Origin of the sequence: Bacteroides xylanisolvens, from assembly GCF_018289135.1 — a bacterium.
GTDB classification, from domain to species: Bacteria; Bacteroidota; Bacteroidia; order Bacteroidales; family Bacteroidaceae; genus Bacteroides; species Bacteroides xylanisolvens.
In genome coordinates, this window is the sequence record NZ_CP072216.1 from 5,514,761 (window position 1) to 5,540,018 (window position 25,258).

A 25,258-nucleotide genomic window follows, 5' to 3' on the forward strand; every position below is an offset into this window, starting at 1 on the left:
TATGTTATTTCCCACTAAGGATTTTTGACATCCTTAATTTATTAGATGAAAAAAGGTAAAGACTGCACTTGTGAAAGACCAGTCTAATAATAAACCTTTATTTCGAAGGGCGTTCCAATTTTCCCTTATTTCCCAGGAACGCCCTTTTTTATTCTGTAAGATTTATCAAAACTAATATAGTTGGAGAAACTCAATCTCTTTTTATAATGATTCTAACGGAGAATAGAAAACTTTTTGAGGGAATCTTGATAAAAAGTAGATAGGAAATATAGTTAGTTCTTTTGTTTTTCTGGAGATTTGCGAGTAGTTTCCCCTTTTTTGTCTTAATTTGCATCTCAAATTCATTCTTAAAACGAATTTACTATGCGTTACTCCGTCATAATCCCCGTTTATAATCGTCCCGATGAAGTGGATGAATTATTGCAAAGTCTTACCATGCAACACTTTAAAGATTTCGAAGTCGTTGTTGTAGAAGATGGTTCCTCCATTCCTTGTAAAGAAGTAGTAGAACGGTATGCAGATCGGTTGAATATAAAATACTTCTCTAAACCTAACTCCGGTCCGGGACAAACCCGTAATTACGGGGCAGAACGTAGCGAAGGAGAATACCTTATTATATTAGATTCTGATGTCATTCTTCCCGAAGGATACTTCGATGCGGTAGAGAAAGAACTTCTCGCTTCTCCTGTCGATGCTTTCGGCGGTCCCGACCGTGCGCACGATTCTTTCACGGATATCCAAAAGGCGATAAACTATTCCATGACTTCTTTCTTTACGACCGGAGGGATCCGTGGCGGGAAAAAGAAGATGGACAAATTCTATCCCCGCAGTTTTAATATGGGAGTTCGCCGGGCAGTGTATGAGGCTTTAGGCGGATTCTCAAAGATGCGTTTTGGAGAGGATATTGACTTTAGTATCCGTATCTTTAAGAACGGCTATACTTGCCGGCTTTTTCCGGATGCCTGGGTGTATCACAAACGCCGTACTGATTTGAAGAAGTTCTTCAAGCAAGTGCATAACTCCGGCATTGCCCGTATTAATCTTTATAAGAAATACCCGGACTCTCTGAAACTGGTGCATTTACTTCCTGCTGTATTTACGCTGGGAGTGGCACTCTTATTATTAGGAACCCCATTCTGTCTTTTCAGTTTTACGCCGATCATTCTTTATGCATTGCTGGTATGCATGGATTCTACTATTCAGAATAAGAGTCTGGCTATTGGCATTTATTCCATAGCCGCTGCATTTATACAACTTATCGGCTATGGTACAGGCTTTTGGCGTGCATGGTGGCAGCGTTGTGTCAGAGGGAAAGATGAGTTTGAGGCTTTCCAAAAGAATTTTTATAAGTAACCTACTTTTAATTTGTTTACTACCATTCCTATTTTTACTTAAAAGGAATGTTGCATGACACCCGGGTCTCAATACGTCTGACACCCGGGTCTCATGCTACTCAACACCCGGGTGTCAGGTATGCTGAGACCCGGGTGTCGTACAACTTGTCTCTGCATAGAAAAAAGAAGAAGCCTGCAACCAATTTTTTTCCCATTGCCTCTATCATTAAATTAAATAAGCCTACCTTTACACCTTCAAAACATAGTAAATGGAAAGTAAACACAAACTATCCATCAACCAATGGGCACTGGAGGACCGCCCACGGGAAAAAATGATGGAAAAGGGAGCAGCGGCATTGAGCGATGCCGAACTACTCGCTATATTAATCGGCTCCGGAAATACGGAAGAAAGCGCTGTTGAACTGATGCGACGCCTGCTCCTGTCTTGTGATAACAATCTCAATTCTCTGGCAAAATGGGAAGTCTGCGATTATTCCCGTTTTAAAGGTATGGGACCGGCGAAGAGTATTACAGTGATGGCAGCATTGGAACTTGGAAAGCGTCGGAAACTGCAAAACACAAAAGAAAGGCCTCAAATCACCTGTTCAAAAGATATTTATGATATCTTTCAACCTTTGATGTGCGACCTCGAACAAGAAGAATTCTGGGTTCTTTTATTGAATCAGGCAACGAAACTGATTGATAAGGTGCGTATCAGTACCGGTGGAATAGATGGAACATACACCGATGTACGCACCATCCTTCGGGAAGCATTGCTGCAAAGAGCCACCCAAATAGCTGTGGTCCATAATCATCCTTCAGGGAATATCCGTCCTAGTCAGCCTGACAAAACACTGACAGAACATATTCGTAAAGCGGCAGATACAATGAATATCCACCTGATAGATCATGTCGTCGTTTGCGAAGACGGGTTCTTTAGCTTTGCGGATGAAGGATTGCTTTAATTTCCTCTACATCTTTATTCCCTGTTTGCAACAATTTACCATCTGGGTACGTTTTTCATATTAGTGAAGATGGAGAATAGATGTAATATTCTTTAGGTACACGATGCTCATTCCGTACCTAATTTTTTATGTTTCATTTTTTATCTCTATCTTTGCGATACATAACAAAATGAGAAGACGTATGGAAAAGATTGAAATAGAAGAAAAGATTGTAGCCATGCTAAAAACGGTGTACGATCCGGAAATTCCGGTGAATGTATACGATCTTGGACTGATTTATAAGATAGATGTCTCCGATACTGGAGAAGTGGTACTTGATATGACATTGACAGCCCCTAACTGTCCGGCTGCTGATTTTATCATGGAAGATATTCGTCAGAAAGTGGAATCGGTGGAGGGTGTGACTGCGGCTACCATTAATCTGGTGTTTGAACCGGAATGGGACAAAGATATGATGAGTGAGGAAGCGAAACTCGAACTCGGTTTTCTCTAGTTACGAGTGATAACCTCATAATCAATCTCTTATAACTAACAACTCAAAACTCATGAAGAACGTTTATTTCCTTTCCGATGCGCATCTTGGGTCCCGTGCTATTGAGCATGGACGCACGCAGGAACGGCGTTTGGTGAACTTCCTTGATAGTATAAAGCACAAGGCTTCTGCTGTTTATCTGTTGGGAGATATGTTTGATTTCTGGTATGAATTCCGGCTGGTCGTCCCCAAAGGATATACCCGTTTCTTGGGAAAAATCTCCGAACTGACGGATATGGGAGTGGAAGTGCATTTCTTTATTGGCAACCATGATATATGGTGTGGGGATTATCTCACCAAAGAATGTGGTGTCATTATGCACCGTGAACCGCTGACTACCGAAATATACGGAAAAGAGTTCTATCTTGCTCATGGTGACGGGCTGGGCGACCCGGACAAGAAGTTCAAACTGCTTCGTTCCATGTTTCACAGCAAAACATTACAAACATTGTTTTCCGCTATTCATCCCCGATGGAGCGTGGAACTTGGTTTATCATGGGCGAAACGCAGCAGGCAGAAACGGACTGACGGAAAGGAACCGGATTATATGGGGGAAAATCAGGAGCATCTGGTACTATATACAAAAGAGTATTTGAAAAGTCATCCCAATATAAACTTCTTTATTTACGGACATCGCCACATTGAACTTGATTTGATGCTAAGTGTCACTTCACGTGTGCTGATACTTGGAGACTGGATTAATTTCTTTTCTTATGCCGTATTCGACGGCGAGAACCTTTTTCTTGAAGAATATATAGAAGGAGAGACGCAGGTTTGAGGCGGATAGTTTCATCCCGGTTTGAAACAAAAAGTTTCCCGGTGTGAAACGGAATGGTTTCTCGGTGTGAAACACTTCGTTTCTCGGTGAGAAACAAACAGTTTCAAGGCATGAAACAACTAGCTCGCTTAAAAGGATTGAAAAAGAGCTCATGCTTGAAGAGAAAAATCTCTACCGATAAGAAATAATTAAAGCAATAAATCCCTGCTCCAACATTGTGGAACAGGGATTTATTACATTATTATGGGTTGTTTTCTATGATAACTCTGATTACAACCGTTCAATCAATTGTTTACTGGAAAGTTGGTGTATAACTTGAAGCTATTAGCAGGTATAACAACAGGCTGTTCAGAACTGTTAGTCACATTCAATGTTTCACCATTCAATTCATACCAATCTCCCGTGTTACCAAAGTACACACCTGTATTAATCTGTTCATTCTTGAAATTGCCTACTACAACCAGTTTCTTTGTAGTGGATTCCAATCTTAGATAACGACCTTTATCCCAATCGGAAACACTTACTTTCCAGTCTTTGAATGCGTTGTCGCTGAATAAGTCCGGATTATCATTGCGTAATTTCAGCAAAGTGCTATAAGTGTCGTATAATCCTTTCCGATATTGGTCAGTAAGATAATCCCATTTCACAGGCTTGGCATCAGTATTCTTTTCAGTTCCCATTGTTCCATCGTACTTATACATTATGGAATAATCATATCCTAGTTCGCCAAACTGCCAAATCATTTTCGGTCCTGGAACGGTCAGGAAGAAGGCTGCATTTGTTCCCAGTTGTTTCATGCGGATATCAAGACCTGCATTTTGAAGATTGCCAAAAGCTGTTTGCTTGTATGCAACTCTTTCTTCATCATGGCTTTCCATGAAATTAACCCATCCTTCGGCAGGCATTCCGCTATTTCGCATGTATGAAAAATCAGAATTGCTTGATTCTCCCATTCCGGATTGGCAATAGCTTTCATTCATATTATGCCATAGTTTCATCCCTGCTTTAGCCAATTCTGACTCTTCATCCAAATTGCAGAAGTGTTCGAGAATCATCACTGCATTAGGATTGGTCGTATTCACTGTTTTATAGTAATCTTTCAAGATAACAATACGGGAGTCATCTTTGTTACTTGCCGTTGATTCATTGCTCTTGTTTTGAGTAAATCCTTTGGTTAAGTCGAAACGGAAACCGTCAAACTTATACTCTTCCAACAAGAACTTCAAGTTACGTTTTACAAATTCACGTACAAGCGGCGATTCGTGATTGAAGTCATGGAATACGCTGAATGGATGCGGAGCATCGACATTGAACCACGGATTATTCTTGGCTGTCTTGCTTTCTTTCGAATTCCAATAAAGTTTAGCAAATGGATGACTGCCAGTAGCATGGTTGTAGACTACATCCAGTAATACTGCAATGCCTTGTTTATGACATTCATCAATGAATTGCTTATATTCCTCTTTCGTTCCATATGCTTTGTCCATTGCAAAATAATAACATGGATTGTATCCCCAGCTATTATTCCCGTCGAATTCTTGTATAGGCATCAGTTCAATTGCATTCACTCCCAGACTCTTGATGTAGTCCAAATGTTTAGTAGCCTCTTTGATTGTACCTGTAGCAAGTTCGGAACCCGTTTGTGTGAAGTCACGGAACAGTAACTCATAGATTACCATATTGTCAGGATTATCAATCTTGAAATCGGATACTTGCCAATTGTAGGATGCCGGTTTTGTTTGGAATACGGAGACAATGCCTGTCGTCTTTCCATTCGGATACTGTATGGCACTAGCCGGATAAACTCCTTGTTCTACAAGATATTTATCGTTCGAGCCATCCAGCACTTTTTCACAATAGGGGTCGCCAATACGAACATTGCCGTCTTTTTCACTACCCATGTAATATTGGAAACCATACTCTTTGGCGGGGTCGATGCCTGTAACGGTGTACCACCAGAAGTGTTTGTCGTTATCACGCTTCATCTGATATTCAGTACTAAGTTCCCAATCATTGAAGTCGCCAATGAGACAAGCATAATCCTTATAATTGTTATCCGTATCCAAATCGTATAGTGCGAAAGTCACAGACGTTCCGTCAGTCGATGGATGGATACCCGCTTCTTCTACCGGGCAGGCAGCTATCTCTACCGGAGCCGGTGTGAAAGTCTTGTCTCCTGTTACTGTGATAAAAAAGTCGCTGGTTTTCTTTTCGTCAGTCAACGCTTCATCATTGCGGAAGAGGATGCAGACATTTTGAATGTTTGCTGCATTTTCCGCGCCAAACCATTCGCGTACTGTCGGGGCAAGTGTAAAGCACCAAATATTATCCGCCACTTTCTCTGCCTTGTATTTATCTTCATTTACACCCCATTCCGTAGGAACATACATCCAGTCATTGATACCGATGTGAACATATACATCACCTTCATAGCCGTACAAGTCGTCGCCGGCTGCTGCTTTATACCAGATTTTACCTTGCTTGTCGCCTTTGAATTTAGTCGGGTAATTATTGATTCCTTCTACCAATTCTTCGATAGACGGCTCGTGATCCAGTTCGGGGATTTCCGGACCGGTGATTAACATCTCATGGTTTTCGTCGGAACATGCTACTATCGTGAATAGACAGAGCAGCATCCAGAATATATGTTTTATATCTTTTTTCATAATGTATTTTCCATTTATTATTCTTTAATGAGGACTAGTCTACCGTTCAGATAGAATTTGATGGTATAGTTACCGGTTGCGTCCATTGAAATATTATCTCCAGTAAAAGGACTGGGTGTATCTAATGTTCCCCCGAAACTAACACCGGAATCCCAACTGGAATTGACGCGGAGTTTAAATTCACCCACAGTCATTTCAGTCTTTGCAGTCCAGCATTTTTCTGTTGCATCATAAGTTAATTCTTTGCCGTTTTCCCATCCTCCTGTGGCTGTACCTATAATATCCATAGATGTTATTTCTGTTGCAGAGGCATACTTGTCGTCCAAATTGACTACAATGTAATAAATACCCTGTGGTAAAGATAAGTTTCCACCATCATTTGTCATACCTTCTTTCGAGGTAAAATAGTCATATCCATAATCAAGTCCGCCATTCGAACCATCCGGCCAATAGGGCTGTGCGGTAAACTTAAAGCCACCGTTCAATTCCGACATTCCCCAATAAGCATTGTTTCCTTCTGGCTTATATAAAGTCGGTGCTTGTGAAGGCTTCCATTCCTGATGATTTCCTGGTATCCATAAATGAGGTGCATCCATTGTTTTCTCAATCTTGTAAGTGCCTTCCATCATGTTGATGGAGATTCTAACTGATTTATAATCGCCACCGGATATTTTGATAGGATTTGCTGTTTCTGATAAAATGAGATTGCCTTCTGGAGCATCGTTGTCTGCATCAACCGCGCCAAGTGATTTGCCTGAGTTGGATTTAATCAGGAAATAGGCATCTTTTGCACCGGTGTTATCTGTAACCAGAGCAGGAACTGTTGTTGTAAAGACTGAATTGGTATAAGGATCACCACTTGTATTAACAAATGCTACATTCTGTTCCCAAGTCAGAGAGCCATTAATATAATAAGCGCTTTCAATAACCGGTGCTTCCGGAGTAACTTTCAACTCATAGCTTTCAGCCGGTGCCGCATATACTGTCTTTCCGACAGCCACGTATGACGTTAATACTGCATTCATGGTACGTTCTACCGGACGGATACCATATATTTGCGCCACTGCATTCTGCAAATCTTCCGTTGCTACGTATCCTTTGTCGTCTACAATTAAAGTCACTTTATTATCTAACTTCATTTTATAGGATAAAGTGGCTTCTTCTTCAACGGCAGGAGCTGTAAATACGGCAACCGCTACGGATTCTTCCTCGACATTTCCAATATTAATCGGGGCTACACCTGTAGCTGTAAAAGTTATTTTGCCGGCAGCTTCTTCCTGTCCGTAAGACTGTGGGGAAGCTACCCCTTCATTAAAATCTTCGTTGCAGGCTGTTAGTGCGGCAGCCAGTAACACGGTTATATATATTGATAATTTTTTCATATCTATCTGCATTTAAGATTAATCTATTTTGCTTTGAAGTAATAGCACTCGTCCAGTTCGTTGAACAGTACAGTATAATCACCCGGTTTGCAACTGATGGTAGCTCCATCAACAAATGAGCCGAATGGGAATACCTCTCCACCCCAAGTCTTGTCGCCGGAAGTAAATTTGGCTTTGCAGCTTGCCGCGATTGTTATGTCGGCATACCATACATGTGAATGCTCCATGGTAACTTTGGTCATGTTTACAGATTCCGAACCATAAATCAATGTGACGGCATCATATTCTGTCGGTTGAGTTTCAAAAGTAGTAGCTTTCATTGTCAGTTTATTTTCAAGCGTATTGAGATGAAGTGTGTACCAGCCGGCCGCATTCACTTTAATATTTTGAGAGTTCTTGTCATTTACCAAATTGGTGAATCCTTCGCTGTCAGCATTTCCCCATTGGTCGTCCCATGCACCGGGAGTAGCCACTACCTTAAATCCTTTATCTGCTGGGATATATCCTGTGTAGGTAAATTCTCCTTTACCAGTATTGGCATCATACGCATATCCTTTTACCAGTGACATCGGGAAATAAGCGGTACCTGCTGCCATTGTCGGATTTCCCCAGGGAACTTCACCGATGAAATCGCCCAGTAAATAATAAGTGGCAGGAACGGCATCAGATATATCCATATAATAAGGTATAACTTTCAATTCAATCGAATTGGAATGTATAGGATACCCTTTATCTCCGATATGTGCGTACAAACGTACAAATACACTCATCGGTTCGCCGTCATAATCATTCTCCGATGTCCAGCCGGCAAGTTTTACGATTGCCTTATTCAATTCCTGTGTGTTGGCATCCACTTTGGCTGATGTAGATATGGAAGGTAGTGTCAGATAAGAGGCGTCTGCCGTTTCCGTTTCATCAGTCCATTTGTCTGTTAAATCCGCTTGCATGGTGTAAGTCACTACGGCAGGGTAGCCATAGTCCGGTTGCGTACAAGTCAACTCGATATTCTTGGATTGATTTAGGTCATAGACGTTGTACGTTGCATTGGCAGGGGTGTTCAATACAAAAGTAGTAGGTTCCTGTATGGTAGGATTTGAGTCCCTGTCATCCTCGCAGGCGGTCAGCAGGGCTGTCGCTACTAGTATGGACGTCAATATATTTATTTTTTTCATATTACTCTGTTTATTTAAAAGTATAACTTCGGTCTGATTTAATACTCGGGATTCTGATCCAGATTTGTATTCGCATTGATATCATTGGCAGGAATAGGATAAATGTTGCGGAACTCTTTTATTTCAGTACCTTGTTTTTCTCCACCTTTCCAATCCCAGTTATAGTCGGTGTGTCCGCCGAAATCGCCGAAACGAATCAAGTCAATGCGGCGGCGACCTTCAAACCAGAACTCACGTGCCCATTCGTCACGGATGTCCGTCAATGTATATGAATCAGATTCGGCGGCGTTCGCACGCTTACGGATTTCATGCATAGCGTCTATGGTCTCCTGAGTAGAAACACCATTGTTGGCACGGATGCTGGCTTCTGCTACAATCAGATAAGCTTCTGCCATACGAAGAAGAGGTATATCCATATCAGGATTATCCGTATCGCTTGTCAGTCCGTTGTCTGCACGGATGTTCGAGAATTTGGCACATGCGAATCCGTCCGTAAAGCTCATATTGTCTCCTGTCGACGTACTTCTCTGCACTCCGCACATCAAGGCACGGTCATCTTTTGCTGCCACTACCATCTGGTCTTCCAATACGGAAGGAGCATCATTTACGTTTGGGAAGAATTTGGCTACCATTGCCTGACGACAATGCGGGCCGCCCCATCCTTGCTTACTTCCCCAGGGATTCATGCCTGTGTCACTTTTGTGCGTACCTGCAATCAAGAACAGCGAACCACCCCAACTCTTGGTTCTCACACCATCCTGCAAAATGGGAAGTATCACTTCCTGTCTTGCCTTGTTGACATTGCTGCCATCATTATCTGCCATGAACAGGTGTTTGTAGACGGGAGCCAGTTTATAGCCGGAACCAATCACTTTTTGGGCATATTCCTTGGCTTTTCCCCATTGAGGCGTGCCGGTATAGACTTCTGCGTTGAGATACATACGTGCCAGCAATAACCAGGCGGCAACACGGTCTACACGGCCGTAAGTCGTTTGAAGCGGCTGTGCCAGTGTGGCGGTAGCGTCGTCACCGATTTCTTTCAACTCTTCTTCAATTTTCGCGAAAAGATCCGCACGTTGTATTTGCTGAGGCTTCTCTGTCGATACTTTATCGCAATAAGGCGGATTGCCGAACATATCCATCAGGTAATAGTTATTCAAAGCACGGATAAAACGTACTTCTGCACGTTGGCGTGTCGTTTCATCATCTGTCAGTCCTTCCGTTTGTTCCAGGAAGTAGTTGCACAATGTGATGTCAAATGTCAGACGGTAATAGAGTCCTGTCACGATTTCATTGGAAGAACTCCAACTGCAATCGGCAATAGTAGCGACACCGGCATCGTTCCATGAATTGACAATCGCTTCATCTGTCATCAATTGGTTGGCACACCAAGTCATACGGTAGAAAGAGGAAGTACCTTCGTCGATGTCGTCCAAGTCACCGCTTCCGTCGGGGCCTTTCTGACCTGTCAGTCCGAGGGTTCCATATATCTTGTTAAAAACGCTTGCCTGGTCGAATGTCATCACTATATTCGGGTCGATAGGAGTCGCATCCAGGTCACCGATACATGAAGTCACGCTGACTGCCAGTAATAGTGAGGCAGCCGATAGGATTGATTTTATATATCTGAATTTCATAATTGGTATTTTTAGTAGGTTTAGAAATTAAGGCTTAAACCGATTAATGTAGTCAGAGGACGCGGATAAATATTGTTATCCAATCCCTTTTCTACTTCAGGGTCAAGTCCTTTGTATTTGGTGATAGTGAATACGTTCTGTACGGCTGCATATACGCGTCCGCCAATCGGAGCGCCGAACAGCTTTTTGAACGAGTATCCCAAAGTGATGTTGTCACATTTCATGAAGGAAGCATTCTGTACGAAGTAATCGGATAATAAGGTGTTGTCTTTCAGGTTCTGGATATTATTTGCCACTCCCATCAACGGACGGTTGTTGAGTGCGCCGAATGAATAGACAGAGGTTGGGTTGCAGTCGGAACCACCTGCTTCGACAGAGTTGTACACATAGTTGTTCAGGCTGGCGCGCAGTGAGAAACTGAAATCCCATGACTTGTATGAAAGACGGGAAGTAAGTCCCATAAGTACGTCGGCTGTCGGCTTTTTGTAGAAGTAGCGGTCGTCGCCGTTAATCGTTCCGTCTCCGTTGCGGTCTACAAATTCGTTCTCGATAGGCTTTCCATTCTCGTCATACACTTGCTGGTAAACATAGAAGGAAGAAGCCGGATGCCCTACGGCATGCGCCATTGCTTTCATATCACGTCCGCCACCGATATTGTCTCCGGCAGCAACATAATAATTTTCGCTATCTCCGGTAGTTAATTTGGTGATTTCGTTTTTGTTGTAAGTGATATTGAAGCCAAGGTCCCATGTCCAGTCGGTAGTTACAACCGGTTTTGAATTAATAGAGAATTCGATACCTGAATTTTCTAATGAACCGACGTTGGACAATACCTTGTTTTTGAAGTTCGTTCCGGCAGAAACGAATACGCTGTTCAGCAAATCGGTGGTCTTGCGATAGTAATAATCCACAGCACCGTTGATGCGGTTGTTCAGGAATCCGAAGTCCAAACCTACATTATAAGTGGTCGTCTTTTCCCATTTCAAGTCCGGGTTGTATGCATTCGGGCGGTAAGTGGTTCCTTCTCCCAGGATAGGATAGTAAGCCCCGTCTTTGTTTGTCTCATAAACAGCCAGATACGGATAGTCGCCCGAATTGATATTCTGCTGACCGGTAATACCATAGCCAAGACGAAGTTTTAAATCAGAAAGTACATCAACGTCTTTCAGGAAAGCTTCTTCTTTCAACTTCCATCCCAAGGCAAAAGACGGGAACAATCCCCAACGGTTGTTTTTGTGGAAACGGGAAGAACCATCCTGGCGTACGGTTGCCGTAAACAGGTAACGGTCCAACAGTGTGTAATTGACACGACCGAAGAAAGATACCAGATAACTTTCCGTAGCCGAACCACTTGAGGTATTGTTGTAACGCTGACCTCTGTTCTCTACCACGTTGTTCGACAGCGGATAGAGTCCCCAATATTCCTGGTCGGACGTATCATGGAAGTGCTGCCATTCATAGCCTGCCATTACATCGAAACGATGTTTGTCGGTAAAATCTTTGCTGTATTGCAGGTAAGCATTCAAAGAGAGGTTGTACTTGTCTTTCTGTTCCCAGCCATAGCTGCCATAATAGTTGTTGGTCGAAGAATAGGGAGAGACATCCGTATATTGCTTACCCGTAGAGAGGTCCATACCACCGTTCACGTGTGCGTGCAAGTCCGGCAAGAAATGAAACTTATAATCCAGTTCCAGATTACCGATTAAAGATTTGGAGATGGCACGGTCGTCCTTTTCTTCCAACAAGGCAACCGGATTACCCGGAGCATTGCTGTTGAAAGTACGTTTCCATGTGTCGTCATTCAAAGAAGAAGCGTCCGTATTCCATTGGAAATATCCGTCGAAATAATATTGATGGTAAGGATCGTCGGAGCGGACGGACTGTGTAGGGTCAAAGCTGACCGCAGAACCTACCGCACTACCGTCAGCGTAGCGGTTCTTGGCAATCATACCTTTCAGGTTGGCATTTACTTTCAGATGGTCTTCAAAGAAAGAAGGAGCCAAGCTGACAGAAGCCGTATAACGTTCGAACTTGGATGTTTTCACAATACCGTTCTGGTTGGTATAACCGAACGATACACGGTAAGGCATATTCTTCAATCCACCGGAAATGGTGAGGTTATGGTCTGTACTTACGGCTGGGCGGAATATTTCTTTCTGCCAGTCGGTGTTGGCATTTCCTAATTTGCTATAAGCTTCGCTGTCTTCTCCCCAAATGTCTTTGATGAAAGAACGGAACTGGTCTCCGTCCATTACGTCGACGGTAGATTTTACAGTGCTGACAGATACATTGCCGTCATAAGAAATGGTAGGACGTGCGCCTGCCTGACCTTTCTTCGTTGTAATGATGATAACGCCATTAGAAGCACGCGAACCGTAGATGGCGGTAGCCGAAGCATCTTTTAATACGGTAAAGCTTTCAATATCATTCGGATTGACCATAGACAGAGGATTGGCCAAACCTTTCACTCCCTTATTATCCATTGCCAGACCGTCGATTACAATCAGCGGGTCGTTTTCTGCAGTCAGTGAAGAACCGCCACGAATACGAATCGTTGCGCCCTCGCCCGGAGCTCCGCCTTTGCTGATAACGCTTACACCGGCAATCTTACCAGTCATCATATCCTGTGCGTTGGTAATCAAACCTTTGTTTAGTTTGTCCGGTTTGATGGCCGTAACCGAACCGGTCATATCGTTCTTTTTCACCGAGCCGTAGCCGATAACGACTACTGCGTCCAGTACTTGAGAATCATCTTCCAATGTAACCATTACAGTAGAAGCCGCTTTCACTTCTGCTGATTTATAGCCGACGAATGAAACGGAAAGAATGGCATCTTTCGGTACATTCAACATAAAGTTACCATCGAAATCAGTTATTGTTCCATTGGTTGTACCTTTCACCAGTACGTTAGCACCGATGACAGGCTCACCCGTTGTGTCTTTCACATGCCCCTTGACAGCTATTTGCTGAGCAAATGCTCCAATGGAAAGGAAGAGTCCCACCAATAATGTGAGCAGGGCTTTTAGTCTTAAGCTCTTTTTCATGTCTCTAATTTAAAGTTATTTTATCAAAATCAAATATATCTCTCTAAAAAATACCTACTGAAAACTATATTCTCCCAATCTTATTCCCTAAAATTTCTTTAGTCCTTTTACTTCCGCTTTATCCTTTACTTCCTTGATACTGATGGCATAACCGCCACCGTTGGCAGCGCGCAAGTTCAGTTTGCTTTTGTTTGTCAGGATACCTTTTTTGATGGTATAAGCTTGCGGATTTTCTTTCCAGTCGGCATCTTTAGCATCCGCATAAACAGTGGCAATGTATTGTTTTCCCGGTGTGAGGAAGTCGAATACCAGTTTGGAAGTATGACCGTTCTCACCGGCTGTACAACCTACATACCAGTCGCCTGTACCTTTTGCCTTACGGGCGATAGTGATATATTCTCCCGGTTCTGCTTCCAGATAGTTTGTTTCGTCCCAGTCGATTGCCACGTCTTTGATGAATTGGAAAGCATCCATGAAACGTTCGTAGTTTTCAGGAATATCGGCAGCCATTTGCAGCGGGCTGTACATGGTCACGTACAAGGCTAACTGGCGGGCGATGGTAGAACGTACCTGTGAATTGTTTGCAGGATTCATCTTGTTACAATGAGTTTCGAAGATACCCGGAGTGTAATCCATCGGGCCGCCGACCAAACGGGTGAAAGGAAGTATAGTTGTGTGATATACTTTGTTTCCGCCGAATGATTCGTATTCGGTTCCGCGTGCGGATTCGTTGCCGATTAAGTTAGGATACGTGCGGCAGATACCTGTCGGGCGGGTTGCTTCGTGAGCATTTACCATGATTTTGTAGTCGGCTGCTTTCGTCACTGCATACAGGTAGTGGTTGTTCATCCATTGTCCGTAGTGGTGTTCGCCGCGCGGAATGATATTGCCTACATAACCGCTCTTTACAGAATTGTAACCGTTGTCTACCATAAACTGGTAAGCCTTGTCCATATGGCGTTCGTAGTTGCGGACAGATGCGGAAGTTTCGTGGTGCATCATCATCTTGATACCTTTGCTCGCTGCGTAACGATGTACTTCTTTTACATCGAAATCCGGATACGGAGTGACGAAGTCGAATACATAGTCCTTGCTATTGCCGAACCAGTCTTCCCAACCTTCATTCCAGCCTTCTACCAATACAGCGTCGAACCCGTTTGCTGCGGCGAAGTCAATATAGCGTTTCACGTTGGCAGTGTTGGCAGAATGTTTGCCGTTCGGTTTGGTTTTAGAGTAATCCGTTTCTCCCAGTTTTACGCTAGTCAGTTCGTCGGTATAAGCCCATGAACCTTTTCCGGTAATCATATCCCACCATACGCCGATATATTTCACAGGCTTCACCCATGAAGCGGCATCTGCGATTTTGCATGGCTCATTCAGGTTCAGAGTGATGCGGGATGCAAGAATATTGCGGGCATCATCGCTGACGATAACGGTACGCCACGGAGTATTACAGGGAGTTTGCAGATAACCTTTGTCTCCTTTAGCATCCGGAGTCAGCCAGGATTCGAATACCATATTTTTGTCGTCCAGATTCAGGTGCATACATGAGTAATCGATGAGAGCAGCTTCGTGAAGATTGATATATAAACCGTCATCCGTTTTCATCATCAGTGCAGTCTGTACGCCTGTCTGTGAGAAAGGAGTCTGAGAAGAGTTCGGAGTAATGGCTTCTTTCATCAAACCTCTGATTTCTGACAGGCGGGAGATAGTGTAATCATATTCCTGAGTGTCATAGTCGCCCGGTATCCAGTAAGCGATGTGGTCGCCTGCCATTGCAAACTGGGAATGTTCTTCTTTGATGATGAAGTAGTTCAGAGATTTCTGCTGCGGGAATTCGTAGCGGAATCCTAAACCATCGTTGAACAACCGGAAACGGATAAGGATAGAACGGTCGTTCATGGGCTGATACAGCGTGGCTGCCAGTTCGTTATAATGATTGTGGATTTCTTTTTCTTCTCCCCATACCGGTTGCCAAGTTTCGTTGAATGTGGAAGTCTTGACGTCTTTCACTTCGAATCCGTTATAAAGATTAGTCTTTGAATCAAGTTTTGTCAGATCCCGGCGGTCTACCCAGTCGAAATCTGTGCGGGTATTATCTTCTTTCTTTAATTCCAGTCCCAGGGTACTTGGTTTGATAACCGTTTTGCCTTTATAAATCAAGTCGTACGTTGGAGCACCTTCTTTGTTAACCTGGAAGGTCATTACTAGATTTCCATCCGGCGAAGTGAGTTTCTGTTGTGCATTCGCTATAAACGAGATACAGAAAAATGCGATAAGCAAAAGATTCTTTTTCATTTTATTTTTATGGTATTAAATTGTGAGCTAACCTATGTTTTTATTCCTTTTGTTTCGGATATTGCAAATGTAGCGACCGTCTGAACTGAGTTTTCCAATTAGAATAAAAATACAAGTTAGTATAAACTTTATTATTTTGATTTATAGCTAAATAACTGCTTGGGTACTTCGGATAAATATAAGTCGTAGTGAACTTCTTTAAAAGGATAAAAGGTATATCCCACGGCTCGGAAGTGTTAAATCCTTTCCTAATTCTACTTTTTTATCTTCCAATACATTGTATGCAGAAGTATCAGGCAGTATTTCCCGGTAAGTATCCAAACTGATAGTCTGTTCCCGGTCTGTTCCATTCAGGAGAACAACGACTGATTTATCACCCTGTTTCCTTTCGTACGCATAGATACCTTTACTCGGTGCGAAGTGTTTCAGTTTTCCTTTGGCTATAACTTCGTTTCCTTTTCTCCATTGGAGCAGTTTCTTCAGATAAGAGAAAGCTTCATTTTGTAGCGGAGTGCGGTTTGCCGCATCGAAGTAATTATGAGTATCATTTTGCCAGCCGCCCGGAAAGTCACAGCGAAGTAATCCGTCACCGTTGGCTTTATCGGCAGCCATCAGGATTTCTGTTCCGTAATATATTTGTGGAATTCCGCGTGTTGTCAGAAGGAACACTAATGCTTGTTTGTATCGGTTTAGGTTTTTAGTATCCGCTTCCGAACGATAAAAACGGGAAGTGTCGTGATTATCCAGGAAAGTCAATAGATTCATCGGGTCAGCAAAGACGATATCTTGCGACAGGTATTCGTAAAGCCGGCACAGTCCGCCGTTCCAGTCGGTTGTTTCTTCATCAAAAGCCCTGTTCATATGTTCCATCAATGGGAAGTCCATGACAGTGGGCAGGTAGGTGTTTTTAGGATAGGTCAGTTTGCTGTCTTTTTGCCAATAAGAGATAAGTACATTGCTGCCTAACCAGGTTTCGCCTACAATATTGAATTTGGGATATTCTTCGTTCACTGCCTTGCACCAATGAGCCATCATGTCAAAGTCTGCATAAGGGTGCGTATCTTGGCGGATTCCGTTAATACCGGCATACTCTATCCACCAGATACTGCTCTGAATCAGATAAGTAGCTACATGGCGGTTCCGTTGGTTGAAATCCGGCATAACCTGGCTGAACCAACCGTCAACTGCTATTTTCTTTTCGTAATCAGAAGCATACGGGTCTAGTTGGGTGGCAGTCTTAAAACTTGTCTGCACATAGTTGCCTTTGAAGTTGAACCAGTCTTTGGATGGCATATCCTTATATAGATAGTTTTCACTACCGCAGTGGTTGAAAATCATATCCATGACTACTTTCATCCCTTTGGCATGTGCCTGGTCTACAAGGTTCCGGAATTCTTCATTATTCCCAAAGCGGCGGTCTGCCTGATAATAATCAGTGATGGCATAACCGTGGTAAGAGCCTTCCTTCATGTCATTCTCCTGAATCGGATTCAGCCATATGCTCGTCACACCTAAGTCTGCGATATAATCCAGATGCTTTTCTATCCCTTTGAAATCACCTCCATGGCGGGCGAAGGAGTCGTTGCGGTCTACTCTGGCTTCCAACATTCCGGAAATTATATCATTAGAAGAATCACCGTTAGCAAAACGATCCGGCATAATGAGATAAAGCACATCGCTAGAGTTGAAACCTTCTATCTGAGAAGAACCCGGCTTTCTTTCTTTGAGTTCATAAGGAATTACAGTCTGTTTTTTACCTTGTTTCAGAATCATGTTGAATGTCTGCGGGGCTGCTTCCGAGATATTCAGATAGACAATCAGATAATTTGGATTTTCTAGCTTGACAACCTCTTGCAAGGTGATGTCTTCGGAAGAGATACTGACTTCTGCAAATGCTATATGTTCTCCATATAGCAAAACCTGCAACTCCGGATTTTTCATACCTGCCCACCAAAAAGCAGGGACTACTTTTTTTATGACAGTTGCGGCATATACCGGGCTGCAACCAAATAGTAGTACAAGTAAGATTACAAATAGAAAATTCTTTTTCATGGTAACATAGATTTTAAATGTTTGCTCGGCGAACCGATGTTGCAAATGTAGGGGGATAGGGGAAAGCATTTGGGGACTAGAATATAAATATAAATACTTGTGATGCTCATTTTGTTGAAAATGAATGCATTGCTTGTGAAAAGACTATGAGAAAATACAAGTAGGAATTAAAATTATTTTGACCGTCTGTTTCATAATCATTACTATATTCATTATATTTGTGACATCTTTAAAAAGTAACCTATGAGAAATATAGCCTATATCTTAGCTTTTCTTTTAGTTTGTCCGACTTTACTGTTTGCGACACAGACGGATGATAATGCGGCAGTCCTTAAAAGACTGGATGATATTATAAATAAGAAAGAGACTTTTCAGGTTCAGAAAGAGAAAGCTATTGATGCGCTGAAAATGCAGCTCGCTCATTCGGTTGCTCCTGCTGATAAATATCGCTTGTATGGTTCTTTGTTCGATGCTTATCTTCATTATCAGGCAGATTCTGCACTTTATTATATAAACAGGAGACAACAGCTTCTCCCCCAACTGACCCGTCCGGAATTGGCAGATGAGATAATAATTGACCGTGCAACAGTATTGGGAGTGATGGGAATGTATATTGAAGCCATGAAAGAACTGGAGAGCATAAATTCGGAGAAGCTGGACAAACAAACATTACTATCCTATTATCAGACTTATCGTGCCTGTTATGGTTGGCTTGCAGACTATACCACTAATAAAGAGGAAAAGAAGAAATACCTGACAAAGACAGATTTATACAGGGACTCTATCATTGGTATAATGCCGCCCGAAATAAACCGTACGATTGTACTGGCTGAGAAATGTATCGTTACAGGTAAGGCTGATACAGCTTTGGTGATGCTCAGCGACGCGTTGAAGGATGCGGTTGACGAACGTCAGAAAGTCTATATCTACTATACGCTGTCCGAAGCATATGGCATGAAAGGCGATATGGAAAAAGAAGTATATTATCTGATATTGACAGCTATTGCCGATTTGGAATCTTCGGTCAGGGAATATGCTTCATTGCAGAAACTGGCACACTTGATGTATGAACTGGGCGATGTAGACCGCGCTTACAAATATCTGAGCTGTTCGATGGAAGACGCCGTAGCTTGCAATGCCCGCCTGCGTTTTATTGAGGTGACGGAGTTCTTTCCTATTATCGACAAGGCTTATAAACTGAAGGAAGAAAAAGAACGTGTGGTTTCACAGGCAATGCTTGTCAGCGTCAGTCTGTTGTCTTTCTTTCTCCTTATTGCTGTTTTCTATTTGTATCGTTGGATGAAGAAACTGTCTGCCATGCGGCGTGACTTAAGCTTGGCGAACAAACAAATGCAGGCAGTAAACAAAGAACTGGAACAGACGGGGAAAATTAAAGAGGTGTATATCGCCCGCTATCTGGACAGATGCGTCAACTATCTGGATAAGCTGGAAACTTACCGTCGTTCACTGGCGAAGCTGGCTATGGCGTCACGTATTGAAGACTTGTTCAAAGCCATCAAGTCCGAGCAGTTTATCCGTGACGAGCGGAATGAATTCTATAATGAGTTTGATAAGTCTTTCCTGAAACTGTTCCCGAACTTTATTACCGCCTTTAATGAACTGCTGGTAGAAGAAGGGCGCATATACCCGAAATCCGATGAACTGCTGACAACGGAACTCCGCATTTTTGCCCTTATTCGCCTGGGAGTGATAGATAGTAACAAGATAGCCCATTTTCTGGGCTACTCTTTGGCGACTATCTATAATTATCGTAGCCGGATGCGTAACAAGGCTGCCGGTGATAAGGACAGGTTTGAGCAAGATGTGATGAATTTGTAATATGGCATCCGGATAATTTCTTCTTTTTTTTCCTACCTTTGTAGACGACTAATCTAATAATAAACTTACTAAAAAATGAAAAAGTTAATCTACACACTGTTCTTTGTTCTTATCTCCGTTGTTGCAAACGGTCAGGCAAAGTACGTATTCTATTTCATCGGGGATGGGATGGGAGTGAACCAAGTAAATGGTACGGAGATGTATCAGGCGGAAATTCAAAATGGCCGTATTGGTGTTGAACCTTTGTTATTTACTCAATTCCCGGTTGCTACTATGGCAACTACTTTCTCAGCTAAAAATTCAGTAACCGACTCTGCTGCTGCAGGTACTGCATTAGCAACAGGCAAGAAGACTTATAATCATGCAATTTCTGTGGGAGAGGACAAGAATGCTATTCAGACTGTAGCTGAAAAGGCAAAGAAAGCTGGTAAGAAAGTTGGTGTAACTACTTCTGTTAGTGTAGATCATGCTACTCCTGCCGCATTCTATGCACATCAACCCGATCGTAATAGATATTATGAAATAGCTTTGGATTTGCCAAAAGCAAATTTTGATTTTTATGCAGGTGGTGGTTTTCTTAAACCGACTACATCTTTTGACAAGAAAGAAGCTCCAAGTATTTTCCCTATTTTTGAAGAAGCCGGATATACAGTAGCACGTGGCTACAATGACTATAAGGCAAAAGCTGCAAAAGCAGAAAAGATGATCCTGATTCAGGAAGAAGGTGCTAATCCATCTTGTTTACCTTATGCTATCGATCGTAAAGAAGGTGATTTGACTTTAGCGCAGATTACAGAAAGTGCCATTGATTTTCTTACTAAAGATAATAAGAAAGGGTTTTTCTTGATGGTAGAAGGTGGCAAAATAGACTGGGCGTGTCATGCGAATGATGCTGCTACAGTGTTCAACGAAGTAAAGGATATGGATAATGCTATCAAGGTAGCTTATGAGTTTTATAAAAAGCATCCGAAAGAAACCCTTATTGTCGTTACTGCCGACCATGAAACAGGTGGTATCGTGCTGGGTACAGGAAAATATGAATTGAACCTGAAAGCATTGCAGCATCAGAAACATTCTGCTGACGGACTTTCACAACGTATCAGCGAATTGAGAAAATCAAAAGGCAATAAAGTGACTTGGGAAGATATGAAAACATTCTTGGGCGAAGAAATGGGTTTCTGGAAACAATTCCCTATTTCTTGGGAACAGGAAAAGAAATTACGTGATGAGTTTGAAAAATCATTCGTGAAGAATAAAGTCGTATTTGCTGAAAGTATGTACTCTAAGAGTGAACCGATGGCTGCACGTGCTAAGGAAGTGATGGATGAGATTGCTATGGTAGGTTGGGTAAGTGGCGGTCACTCTGCCGGTTATGTACCTGTATTTGCTATCGGCGCAGGTTCTCAACTGTTTGGAGAAAAGATTGATAACACGGAGATTCCTAAAAGAATTGCGAAAGCAGCCGGATACAAATAAATATCGGTAAAGACATAAAAAAACCGGGAGTCCAAAAACTTCCGGTTTTTTTATATATGTTCTTGTCAATTATGCTTTTACACGTCCTACATAAGAACCATCGCGAGTGTCGATTTCAATTGTTTCACCTTCGTTGATGAACAACGGAACACGTACGGTTGCTCCTGATTCTACAGTGGCAGGTTTCAGTGTGTTGGTAGCTGTATCACCTTTCACGCCCGGTTCTGTATAAGTCACCTTCATCTGAACCTTGATCGGCATATCTGCATAAAGAACAGTTTCAGTAGAAGCGTCAGAAACAACTTCCAATACTGCACCTTCGAGCAGGAAGTCAACACCGTTAATCAAATCGTGAGCGATAGGGTGTTGGTCGAATGTTTCCTGGTTCATGAAGATATAATCTTCTCCTTCTTTATACAAAAATTGGTACGGACGACGTTCTACGCGTACATCTTCCAACTTTTCACCGATGTTGAAACGGCGTTCAAGAACGTAACCGCTGACTACATCTTTCAGTTTAGTACGCATGAAAGTATTACCTTTACCTGGTTTTACATGCAGGAATTCGATACAGAAATAGAGCTTTCCGTCCATACGGATACAAGTTCCGTTTTTGATGTCTTGAGCATTAATCATACTGCTATTTTTCTTAATATATTATTGTTATTTAATTGTTTTCGCAGGAATTCGACTGCAAAAGTAATCTAAATCGGTAAAAAACACAAAAACTTTTGAGCAAAAATGAGTTATCTCTTGGTTAATTTAAAAAAAGTGCCTATTTTTGCAGCCCGATTACGTAGAATAATAACATAAAAACAAGATACAGTAATGAAAAGAACATTTCAACCCTCTAACAGAAAGAGAAAGAACAAACACGGTTTCCGTGAGAGAATGGCATCGGCTAATGGTCGTAGAGTATTAGCTGCTCGTCGTGCGAAAGGCAGAAAGAAACTGACTGTTTCTGATGAGTACAACGGACAAAAGTGATAATCACTTGTCATCAGGAAACAAAAAAGGCGGGGAATTTAATCTTCGCCTTTTTTGTTTCCTGATTTTCAGGAGAATAGTATGTTAAAAAGCGCTATTGTTTGCTCTTGTTTATGACTTTTTGCTTTTCTTTGTGGAATAGAACAAGACTCATAAACAAACATACGTAATAGAAGAGCAGATTCGGGGGATTTGAAACCCCGCATAAATATAATAATGTTGTTGAAATCTATAGGAGTGGGGATTATAGTTGCAGCAATTCTGGCGATGATAAGCGTTCTTGCATAATAGATGAGGACATTTTTCATCGCCTACTTTTTAAAAGTTCAACTATTTTGTCGTATCTTTGGCGCATATTAACAGCAATGCGTATGACTATTAAAGAATTCTTTTCTTTTAAAACAAATAAATTCTTCTGGGTGAACATGATCGCCATGATTGTTGTGGTGGTAGTGATGATATTCGGTGTATTGAAATGGCTTGATATACATACTCATCATGGTGAAACTGTTGCCGTTCCCGATGTGAAAGGGATGACGGTGGACGAAGCAGCGAAAATGTTCCGGAATCACGGTTTGGTATATGTGATTTCTGATACCAAATATGTAAAGGATAAAGCAGCAGGTATCATTCTCGAACTGAAGCCGGGAGCCGGCGAGAAAGTGAAAGAAGGACGTACGGTATATCTGACTGTCAATACGTTGGATGTCCCTTTGCGTGCTATTCCCGATGTGGCGGACAACAGTTCGCTCCGCCAGGCGCAGGCTAAATTGCTGAATGCCGGTTTCAAACTGAATCAGGTTCAATTGGTAAATGGTGAGAAAGACTGGGTATACGGCGTGAAGTACCAGGGACGTCAGTTGGCTGCGGGTGAGAAAATTCCTGTGGGATCTTCGTTAACATTGATGGTCGGAAACGGCTCCGGTGATACGTCGGAAGAAGATTCAGCCGATGTTTCCGTAGATACGGACCAGCCGGTTACGTCAGAATCGTCATCTACTCAAGATGATAGTTGGTTTTAATAGATAAATAACAGAAACGGACTCGCATGATAGAGGAAGAACTTCCGGATGAACTGGAGAATGATTTGGACGATATAGAACCTGTCGGTGACGAATCCCAGCTTTACGAACACTTCCGCGTGGTTGTAGATAAGGGACAGGCGATGGTCAGAGTCGACAAATATCTGTTCGAACGTATTGTCAATGCTTCGCGCAACCGTATTCAGAAGGCTGCTGAAGGCGGGTTCGTTATGGCCAATGGCAAGCCGGTGAAGAGTAGCTACAAAGTGAAACCGCTGGATGTCATAACGGTGATGATGGATCGCCCCCGTTATGAAAACGAAATTATTCCTGAAGATATTCCCCTTACTATTGTTTATGAAGATCCATACGTAATGGTGGTGAATAAACCGGCAGGGTTGGTAGTGCATCCGGGACACGGAAACTATCACGGTACGCTGGTCAATGCGCTCGCCTGGCACATGAAGGATATACCGGATTACGATGCCAATGACCCGCACGTGGGACTTGTTCATCGCATCGATAAAGATACTTCGGGCTTGCTGGTGATTGCCAAGACACCGGATGCCAAAACAAATCTGGGACTCCAATTTTTTAATAAGACTACCAAACGCAGATATCGTGCTCTGGTGTGGGGCGTTGTGGAACAGGATGAAGGAACGATTGTCGGTAATATCGCCCGCAATCCGAAAGACCGGATGCAGATGGCGGTGATGTCCGACCCGACGGTGGGCAAGCATGCCGTTACGCACTACCGTGTATTGGAAAGACTGGGCTACGTAACCCTTGTGGAATGTATACTTGAAACAGGACGTACCCATCAGATTCGTGTCCACATGAAGCATATCGGCCATGTATTGTTCAATGACGAACGCTATGGCGGGCATGAGATACTGAAAGGAACTCATTTTAGTAAATACAAACAGTTTGTAAATAATTGCTTTGACACTTGTCCCCGACAGGCTTTGCATGCTATGACGTTGGGGTTTGTGCATCCCGTCACAGGTGAGGAGATGTACTTTACTTCCGAACTTCCGGATGACATGACCCGGCTTATCGAGAAGTGGAGAGGCTATATAAGTAATAGAGAATTAGAATGAAACGCAACATCGCTATCGTAGCAGGAGGGGATACCTCTGAAATCGTAGTTTCCCTGCGTAGTGCACAGGGTATTTATTCCTTTATTGATAAGGAAAAGTATAATTTGTATATCGTGGAGATGGAAGGCCGTCGCTGGGAAGTACAATTGCCGGACGGAAATAAAGTGCCGGTAGATAGAAATGACTTTAGTTTTACGAACGGAACGGAAAAGGTTGTGTTCGACTTTGCTTATATTACCATCCATGGTACGCCCGGTGAGGATGGTCGCCTGCAAGGCTATTTTGATATGATGCGTATACCGTATTCCTGTTGTGGAGTATTGGCAGCTGCCATTACATACGACAAGTTTACCTGCAATCAATATCTGAAAGCTTTTGGAGTGCGCATTGCCGAATCATTGTTGCTGCGCCAGGGACAATCGATTTCTGACGAGGAAGTAGTGGAAAAGATCGGTCTGCCTTGTTTTATCAAGCCTAGTCTGGGAGGTTCGAGCTTCGGAGTTACGAAAGTAAAAACAAAAGAACAAATACAGCCGGCTATTGTTAAAGCTTTCGGAGAGGCGCAAGAAGTGCTTGTAGAAGCGTTTATGGATGGAACGGAACTGACTTGCGGCTGCTATAAGACCAAACAGAAGACAGTAATCTTCCCGCCTACGGAAGTGGTGACGCACAATGAGTTCTTTGATTATGATGCTAAATATAATGGACAGGTAGATGAAATCACTCCTGCGCGTATCTCGGACGAACTGACCAAGCGTGTGCAGATGTTGACTTCGGCTATCTATGATATATTAGGTTGCTCCGGCATTATCCGTGTAGACTATATTGTGACTGCCGGTGAAAAACTGAATCTTCTCGAAGTAAACACTACTCCGGGAATGACTACTACCAGCTTTATTCCCCAGCAGGTGCGTGCAGCCGGACTGGATATAAAGGATGTGATGACCGATATTATTGAAAACAAATTTTAATCA

The 25,258-nt window shown here is 42.7% G+C and carries 18 protein-coding genes; 10 read left to right on the forward strand and 8 right to left on the reverse strand.

Features of this window, described 5'->3' with window-relative positions; all coding sequences use genetic code 11:
• Positions 1–363: 363 nt before the first annotated feature.
• The 4 genes from INE92_RS22725 to INE92_RS22740 all read left to right on the forward strand — a co-directional run bounded on the left by INE92_RS22725 (position 364) and on the right by INE92_RS22740 (position 3,609).
• Positions 364–1,353 (forward strand): glycosyltransferase family 2 protein, encoded by a 990-nt coding sequence (locus INE92_RS22725; RefSeq protein ID WP_151923187.1) that lies wholly within the window; start codon positions 364–366, stop codon positions 1,351–1,353.
• A 250-nt stretch (positions 1,354–1,603) separates the two neighbouring features.
• Positions 1,604–2,299, forward strand: coding sequence for a RadC family protein (gene radC / locus INE92_RS22730; protein ID WP_004314429.1), 696 nt, complete (start codon positions 1,604–1,606; stop codon positions 2,297–2,299).
• 181 nt (positions 2,300–2,480) lie between these two features.
• Positions 2,481–2,792 carry an iron-sulfur cluster assembly protein gene (locus INE92_RS22735; protein WP_004314431.1) on the forward strand — a complete coding sequence of 104 codons (312 nt, stop codon included), beginning with the start codon at positions 2,481–2,483 and terminating at the stop codon, positions 2,790–2,792.
• A 52-nt stretch (positions 2,793–2,844) separates the two neighbouring features.
• On the forward strand, positions 2,845–3,609 hold the full coding sequence (locus INE92_RS22740; protein WP_004314435.1) for a UDP-2,3-diacylglucosamine diphosphatase: 765 nt from the start codon (positions 2,845–2,847) through the stop codon (positions 3,607–3,609).
• Between the two features lie 284 nt (positions 3,610–3,893).
• Here INE92_RS22740 and INE92_RS22745 read toward each other — a convergent pair whose 3' ends face one another.
• The 7 genes from INE92_RS22745 to INE92_RS22775 form a co-directional block, all read right to left on the reverse strand.
• A complete protein-coding gene (locus tag INE92_RS22745) occupies positions 3,894–6,275 on the reverse strand; it encodes an alpha-amylase family glycosyl hydrolase (protein WP_195436421.1) in 2,382 nt (793 codons plus the stop codon).
• Between the two features lie 17 nt (positions 6,276–6,292).
• Positions 6,293–7,657, reverse strand: coding sequence for a DUF5115 domain-containing protein (locus INE92_RS22750; RefSeq protein WP_225450259.1), 1,365 nt, complete (start codon positions 7,655–7,657; stop codon positions 6,293–6,295).
• A gap of 23 nt (positions 7,658–7,680) precedes the next feature.
• On the reverse strand, positions 7,681–8,829 hold the full coding sequence (locus INE92_RS22755) for a SusE domain-containing protein (protein ID WP_055235912.1): 1,149 nt from the start codon (positions 8,827–8,829) through the stop codon (positions 7,681–7,683).
• 38 nt (positions 8,830–8,867) lie between these two features.
• Positions 8,868–10,466, reverse strand: a complete 1,599-nt coding sequence (locus INE92_RS22760; RefSeq protein WP_008016762.1) for a RagB/SusD family nutrient uptake outer membrane protein — start codon at positions 10,464–10,466, stop codon at positions 8,868–8,870.
• Between the two features lie 20 nt (positions 10,467–10,486).
• A complete protein-coding gene (locus INE92_RS22765; protein WP_004312984.1) occupies positions 10,487–13,510 on the reverse strand; it encodes a SusC/RagA family TonB-linked outer membrane protein in 3,024 nt (1,007 codons plus the stop codon).
• 87 nt (positions 13,511–13,597) lie between these two features.
• Positions 13,598–15,808 (reverse strand): glycoside hydrolase family 97 protein, encoded by a 2,211-nt coding sequence (locus tag INE92_RS22770; RefSeq protein ID WP_008776434.1) that lies wholly within the window; start codon positions 15,806–15,808, stop codon positions 13,598–13,600.
• 198 nt (positions 15,809–16,006) lie between these two features.
• Positions 16,007–17,860, reverse strand: coding sequence for a glycoside hydrolase family 13 protein (locus tag INE92_RS22775; protein ID WP_015533048.1), 1,854 nt, complete (start codon positions 17,858–17,860; stop codon positions 16,007–16,009).
• 243 nt (positions 17,861–18,103) lie between these two features.
• Here INE92_RS22775 and INE92_RS22780 point away from each other — a divergent pair, with 243 nt between their 5' ends.
• Positions 18,104–19,699, forward strand: coding sequence for a DUF6377 domain-containing protein (locus INE92_RS22780; protein ID WP_004312987.1), 1,596 nt, complete (start codon positions 18,104–18,106; stop codon positions 19,697–19,699).
• Between the two features lie 75 nt (positions 19,700–19,774).
• Positions 19,775–21,175, forward strand: coding sequence for an alkaline phosphatase (locus INE92_RS22785; protein WP_008776432.1), 1,401 nt, complete (start codon positions 19,775–19,777; stop codon positions 21,173–21,175).
• Positions 21,176–21,244: 69 nt separating this feature from the next.
• Here INE92_RS22785 and efp read toward each other — a convergent pair whose 3' ends face one another.
• Positions 21,245–21,811, reverse strand: a complete 567-nt coding sequence (gene efp / locus INE92_RS22790) for an elongation factor P (RefSeq protein ID WP_004312989.1) — start codon at positions 21,809–21,811, stop codon at positions 21,245–21,247.
• A gap of 192 nt (positions 21,812–22,003) precedes the next feature.
• On the opposite strand from efp, the gene rpmH reads away from it, so the two are divergent.
• The 4 genes from rpmH to INE92_RS22810 all read left to right on the forward strand — a co-directional run bounded on the left by rpmH (position 22,004) and on the right by INE92_RS22810 (position 25,255).
• Positions 22,004–22,162 carry a 50S ribosomal protein L34 gene (gene rpmH / locus INE92_RS22795; protein ID WP_004299762.1) on the forward strand — a complete coding sequence of 53 codons (159 nt, stop codon included), beginning with the start codon at positions 22,004–22,006 and terminating at the stop codon, positions 22,160–22,162.
• Positions 22,163–22,533: 371 nt separating this feature from the next.
• On the forward strand, positions 22,534–23,184 hold the full coding sequence (locus INE92_RS22800) for a PASTA domain-containing protein (protein ID WP_008016764.1): 651 nt from the start codon (positions 22,534–22,536) through the stop codon (positions 23,182–23,184).
• Positions 23,185–23,210: 26 nt separating this feature from the next.
• Positions 23,211–24,284 carry an RluA family pseudouridine synthase gene (locus INE92_RS22805; protein WP_004312991.1) on the forward strand — a complete coding sequence of 358 codons (1,074 nt, stop codon included), beginning with the start codon at positions 23,211–23,213 and terminating at the stop codon, positions 24,282–24,284.
• Positions 24,281–25,255: a D-alanine--D-alanine ligase gene (locus tag INE92_RS22810; protein ID WP_044134799.1), complete on the forward strand. Its 975-nt coding sequence runs from the start codon at positions 24,281–24,283 to the stop codon at positions 25,253–25,255. Before INE92_RS22805 ends, INE92_RS22810 begins: the two co-directional genes overlap by 4 nt.
• The last annotated feature ends 3 nt before the right edge of the window (positions 25,256–25,258 follow it).

What these genes read in the sequence shown, in the direction of transcription:
- efp (WP_004312989.1), bottom strand. Translation starts at nt 21,811, where the DNA reads ATGATTAATGCTCAAGACATCAAAAACGGAACTTGTATCCGTATGGAC.
- INE92_RS22800 (WP_008016764.1), top strand. Translation starts at nt 22,534, where the DNA reads ATGACTATTAAAGAATTCTTTTCTTTTAAAACAAATAAATTCTTCTGG.
- INE92_RS22735 (WP_004314431.1), top strand. Translation starts at nt 2,481, where the DNA reads ATGGAAAAGATTGAAATAGAAGAAAAGATTGTAGCCATGCTAAAAACG.
- INE92_RS22780 (WP_004312987.1), top strand. Translation starts at nt 18,104, where the DNA reads ATGAGAAATATAGCCTATATCTTAGCTTTTCTTTTAGTTTGTCCGACT.
- INE92_RS22725 (WP_151923187.1), top strand. Translation starts at nt 364, where the DNA reads ATGCGTTACTCCGTCATAATCCCCGTTTATAATCGTCCCGATGAAGTG.
- INE92_RS22755 (WP_055235912.1), bottom strand. Translation starts at nt 8,829, where the DNA reads ATGAAAAAAATAAATATATTGACGTCCATACTAGTAGCGACAGCCCTG.
- INE92_RS22810 (WP_044134799.1), top strand. Translation starts at nt 24,281, where the DNA reads ATGAAACGCAACATCGCTATCGTAGCAGGAGGGGATACCTCTGAAATC.
- INE92_RS22745 (WP_195436421.1), bottom strand. Translation starts at nt 6,275, where the DNA reads ATGAAAAAAGATATAAAACATATATTCTGGATGCTGCTCTGTCTATTC.
- INE92_RS22805 (WP_004312991.1), top strand. Translation starts at nt 23,211, where the DNA reads ATGATAGAGGAAGAACTTCCGGATGAACTGGAGAATGATTTGGACGAT.
- INE92_RS22760 (WP_008016762.1), bottom strand. Translation starts at nt 10,466, where the DNA reads ATGAAATTCAGATATATAAAATCAATCCTATCGGCTGCCTCACTATTA.
- rpmH (WP_004299762.1), top strand. Translation starts at nt 22,004, where the DNA reads ATGAAAAGAACATTTCAACCCTCTAACAGAAAGAGAAAGAACAAACAC.
- INE92_RS22785 (WP_008776432.1), top strand. Translation starts at nt 19,775, where the DNA reads ATGAAAAAGTTAATCTACACACTGTTCTTTGTTCTTATCTCCGTTGTT.
- INE92_RS22740 (WP_004314435.1), top strand. Translation starts at nt 2,845, where the DNA reads ATGAAGAACGTTTATTTCCTTTCCGATGCGCATCTTGGGTCCCGTGCT.
- INE92_RS22750 (WP_225450259.1), bottom strand. Translation starts at nt 7,657, where the DNA reads ATGAAAAAATTATCAATATATATAACCGTGTTACTGGCTGCCGCACTA.
- INE92_RS22775 (WP_015533048.1), bottom strand. Translation starts at nt 17,860, where the DNA reads ATGAAAAAGAATTTTCTATTTGTAATCTTACTTGTACTACTATTTGGT.
- radC (WP_004314429.1), top strand. Translation starts at nt 1,604, where the DNA reads ATGGAAAGTAAACACAAACTATCCATCAACCAATGGGCACTGGAGGAC.
- INE92_RS22765 (WP_004312984.1), bottom strand. Translation starts at nt 13,510, where the DNA reads ATGAAAAAGAGCTTAAGACTAAAAGCCCTGCTCACATTATTGGTGGGA.
- INE92_RS22770 (WP_008776434.1), bottom strand. Translation starts at nt 15,808, where the DNA reads ATGAAAAAGAATCTTTTGCTTATCGCATTTTTCTGTATCTCGTTTATA.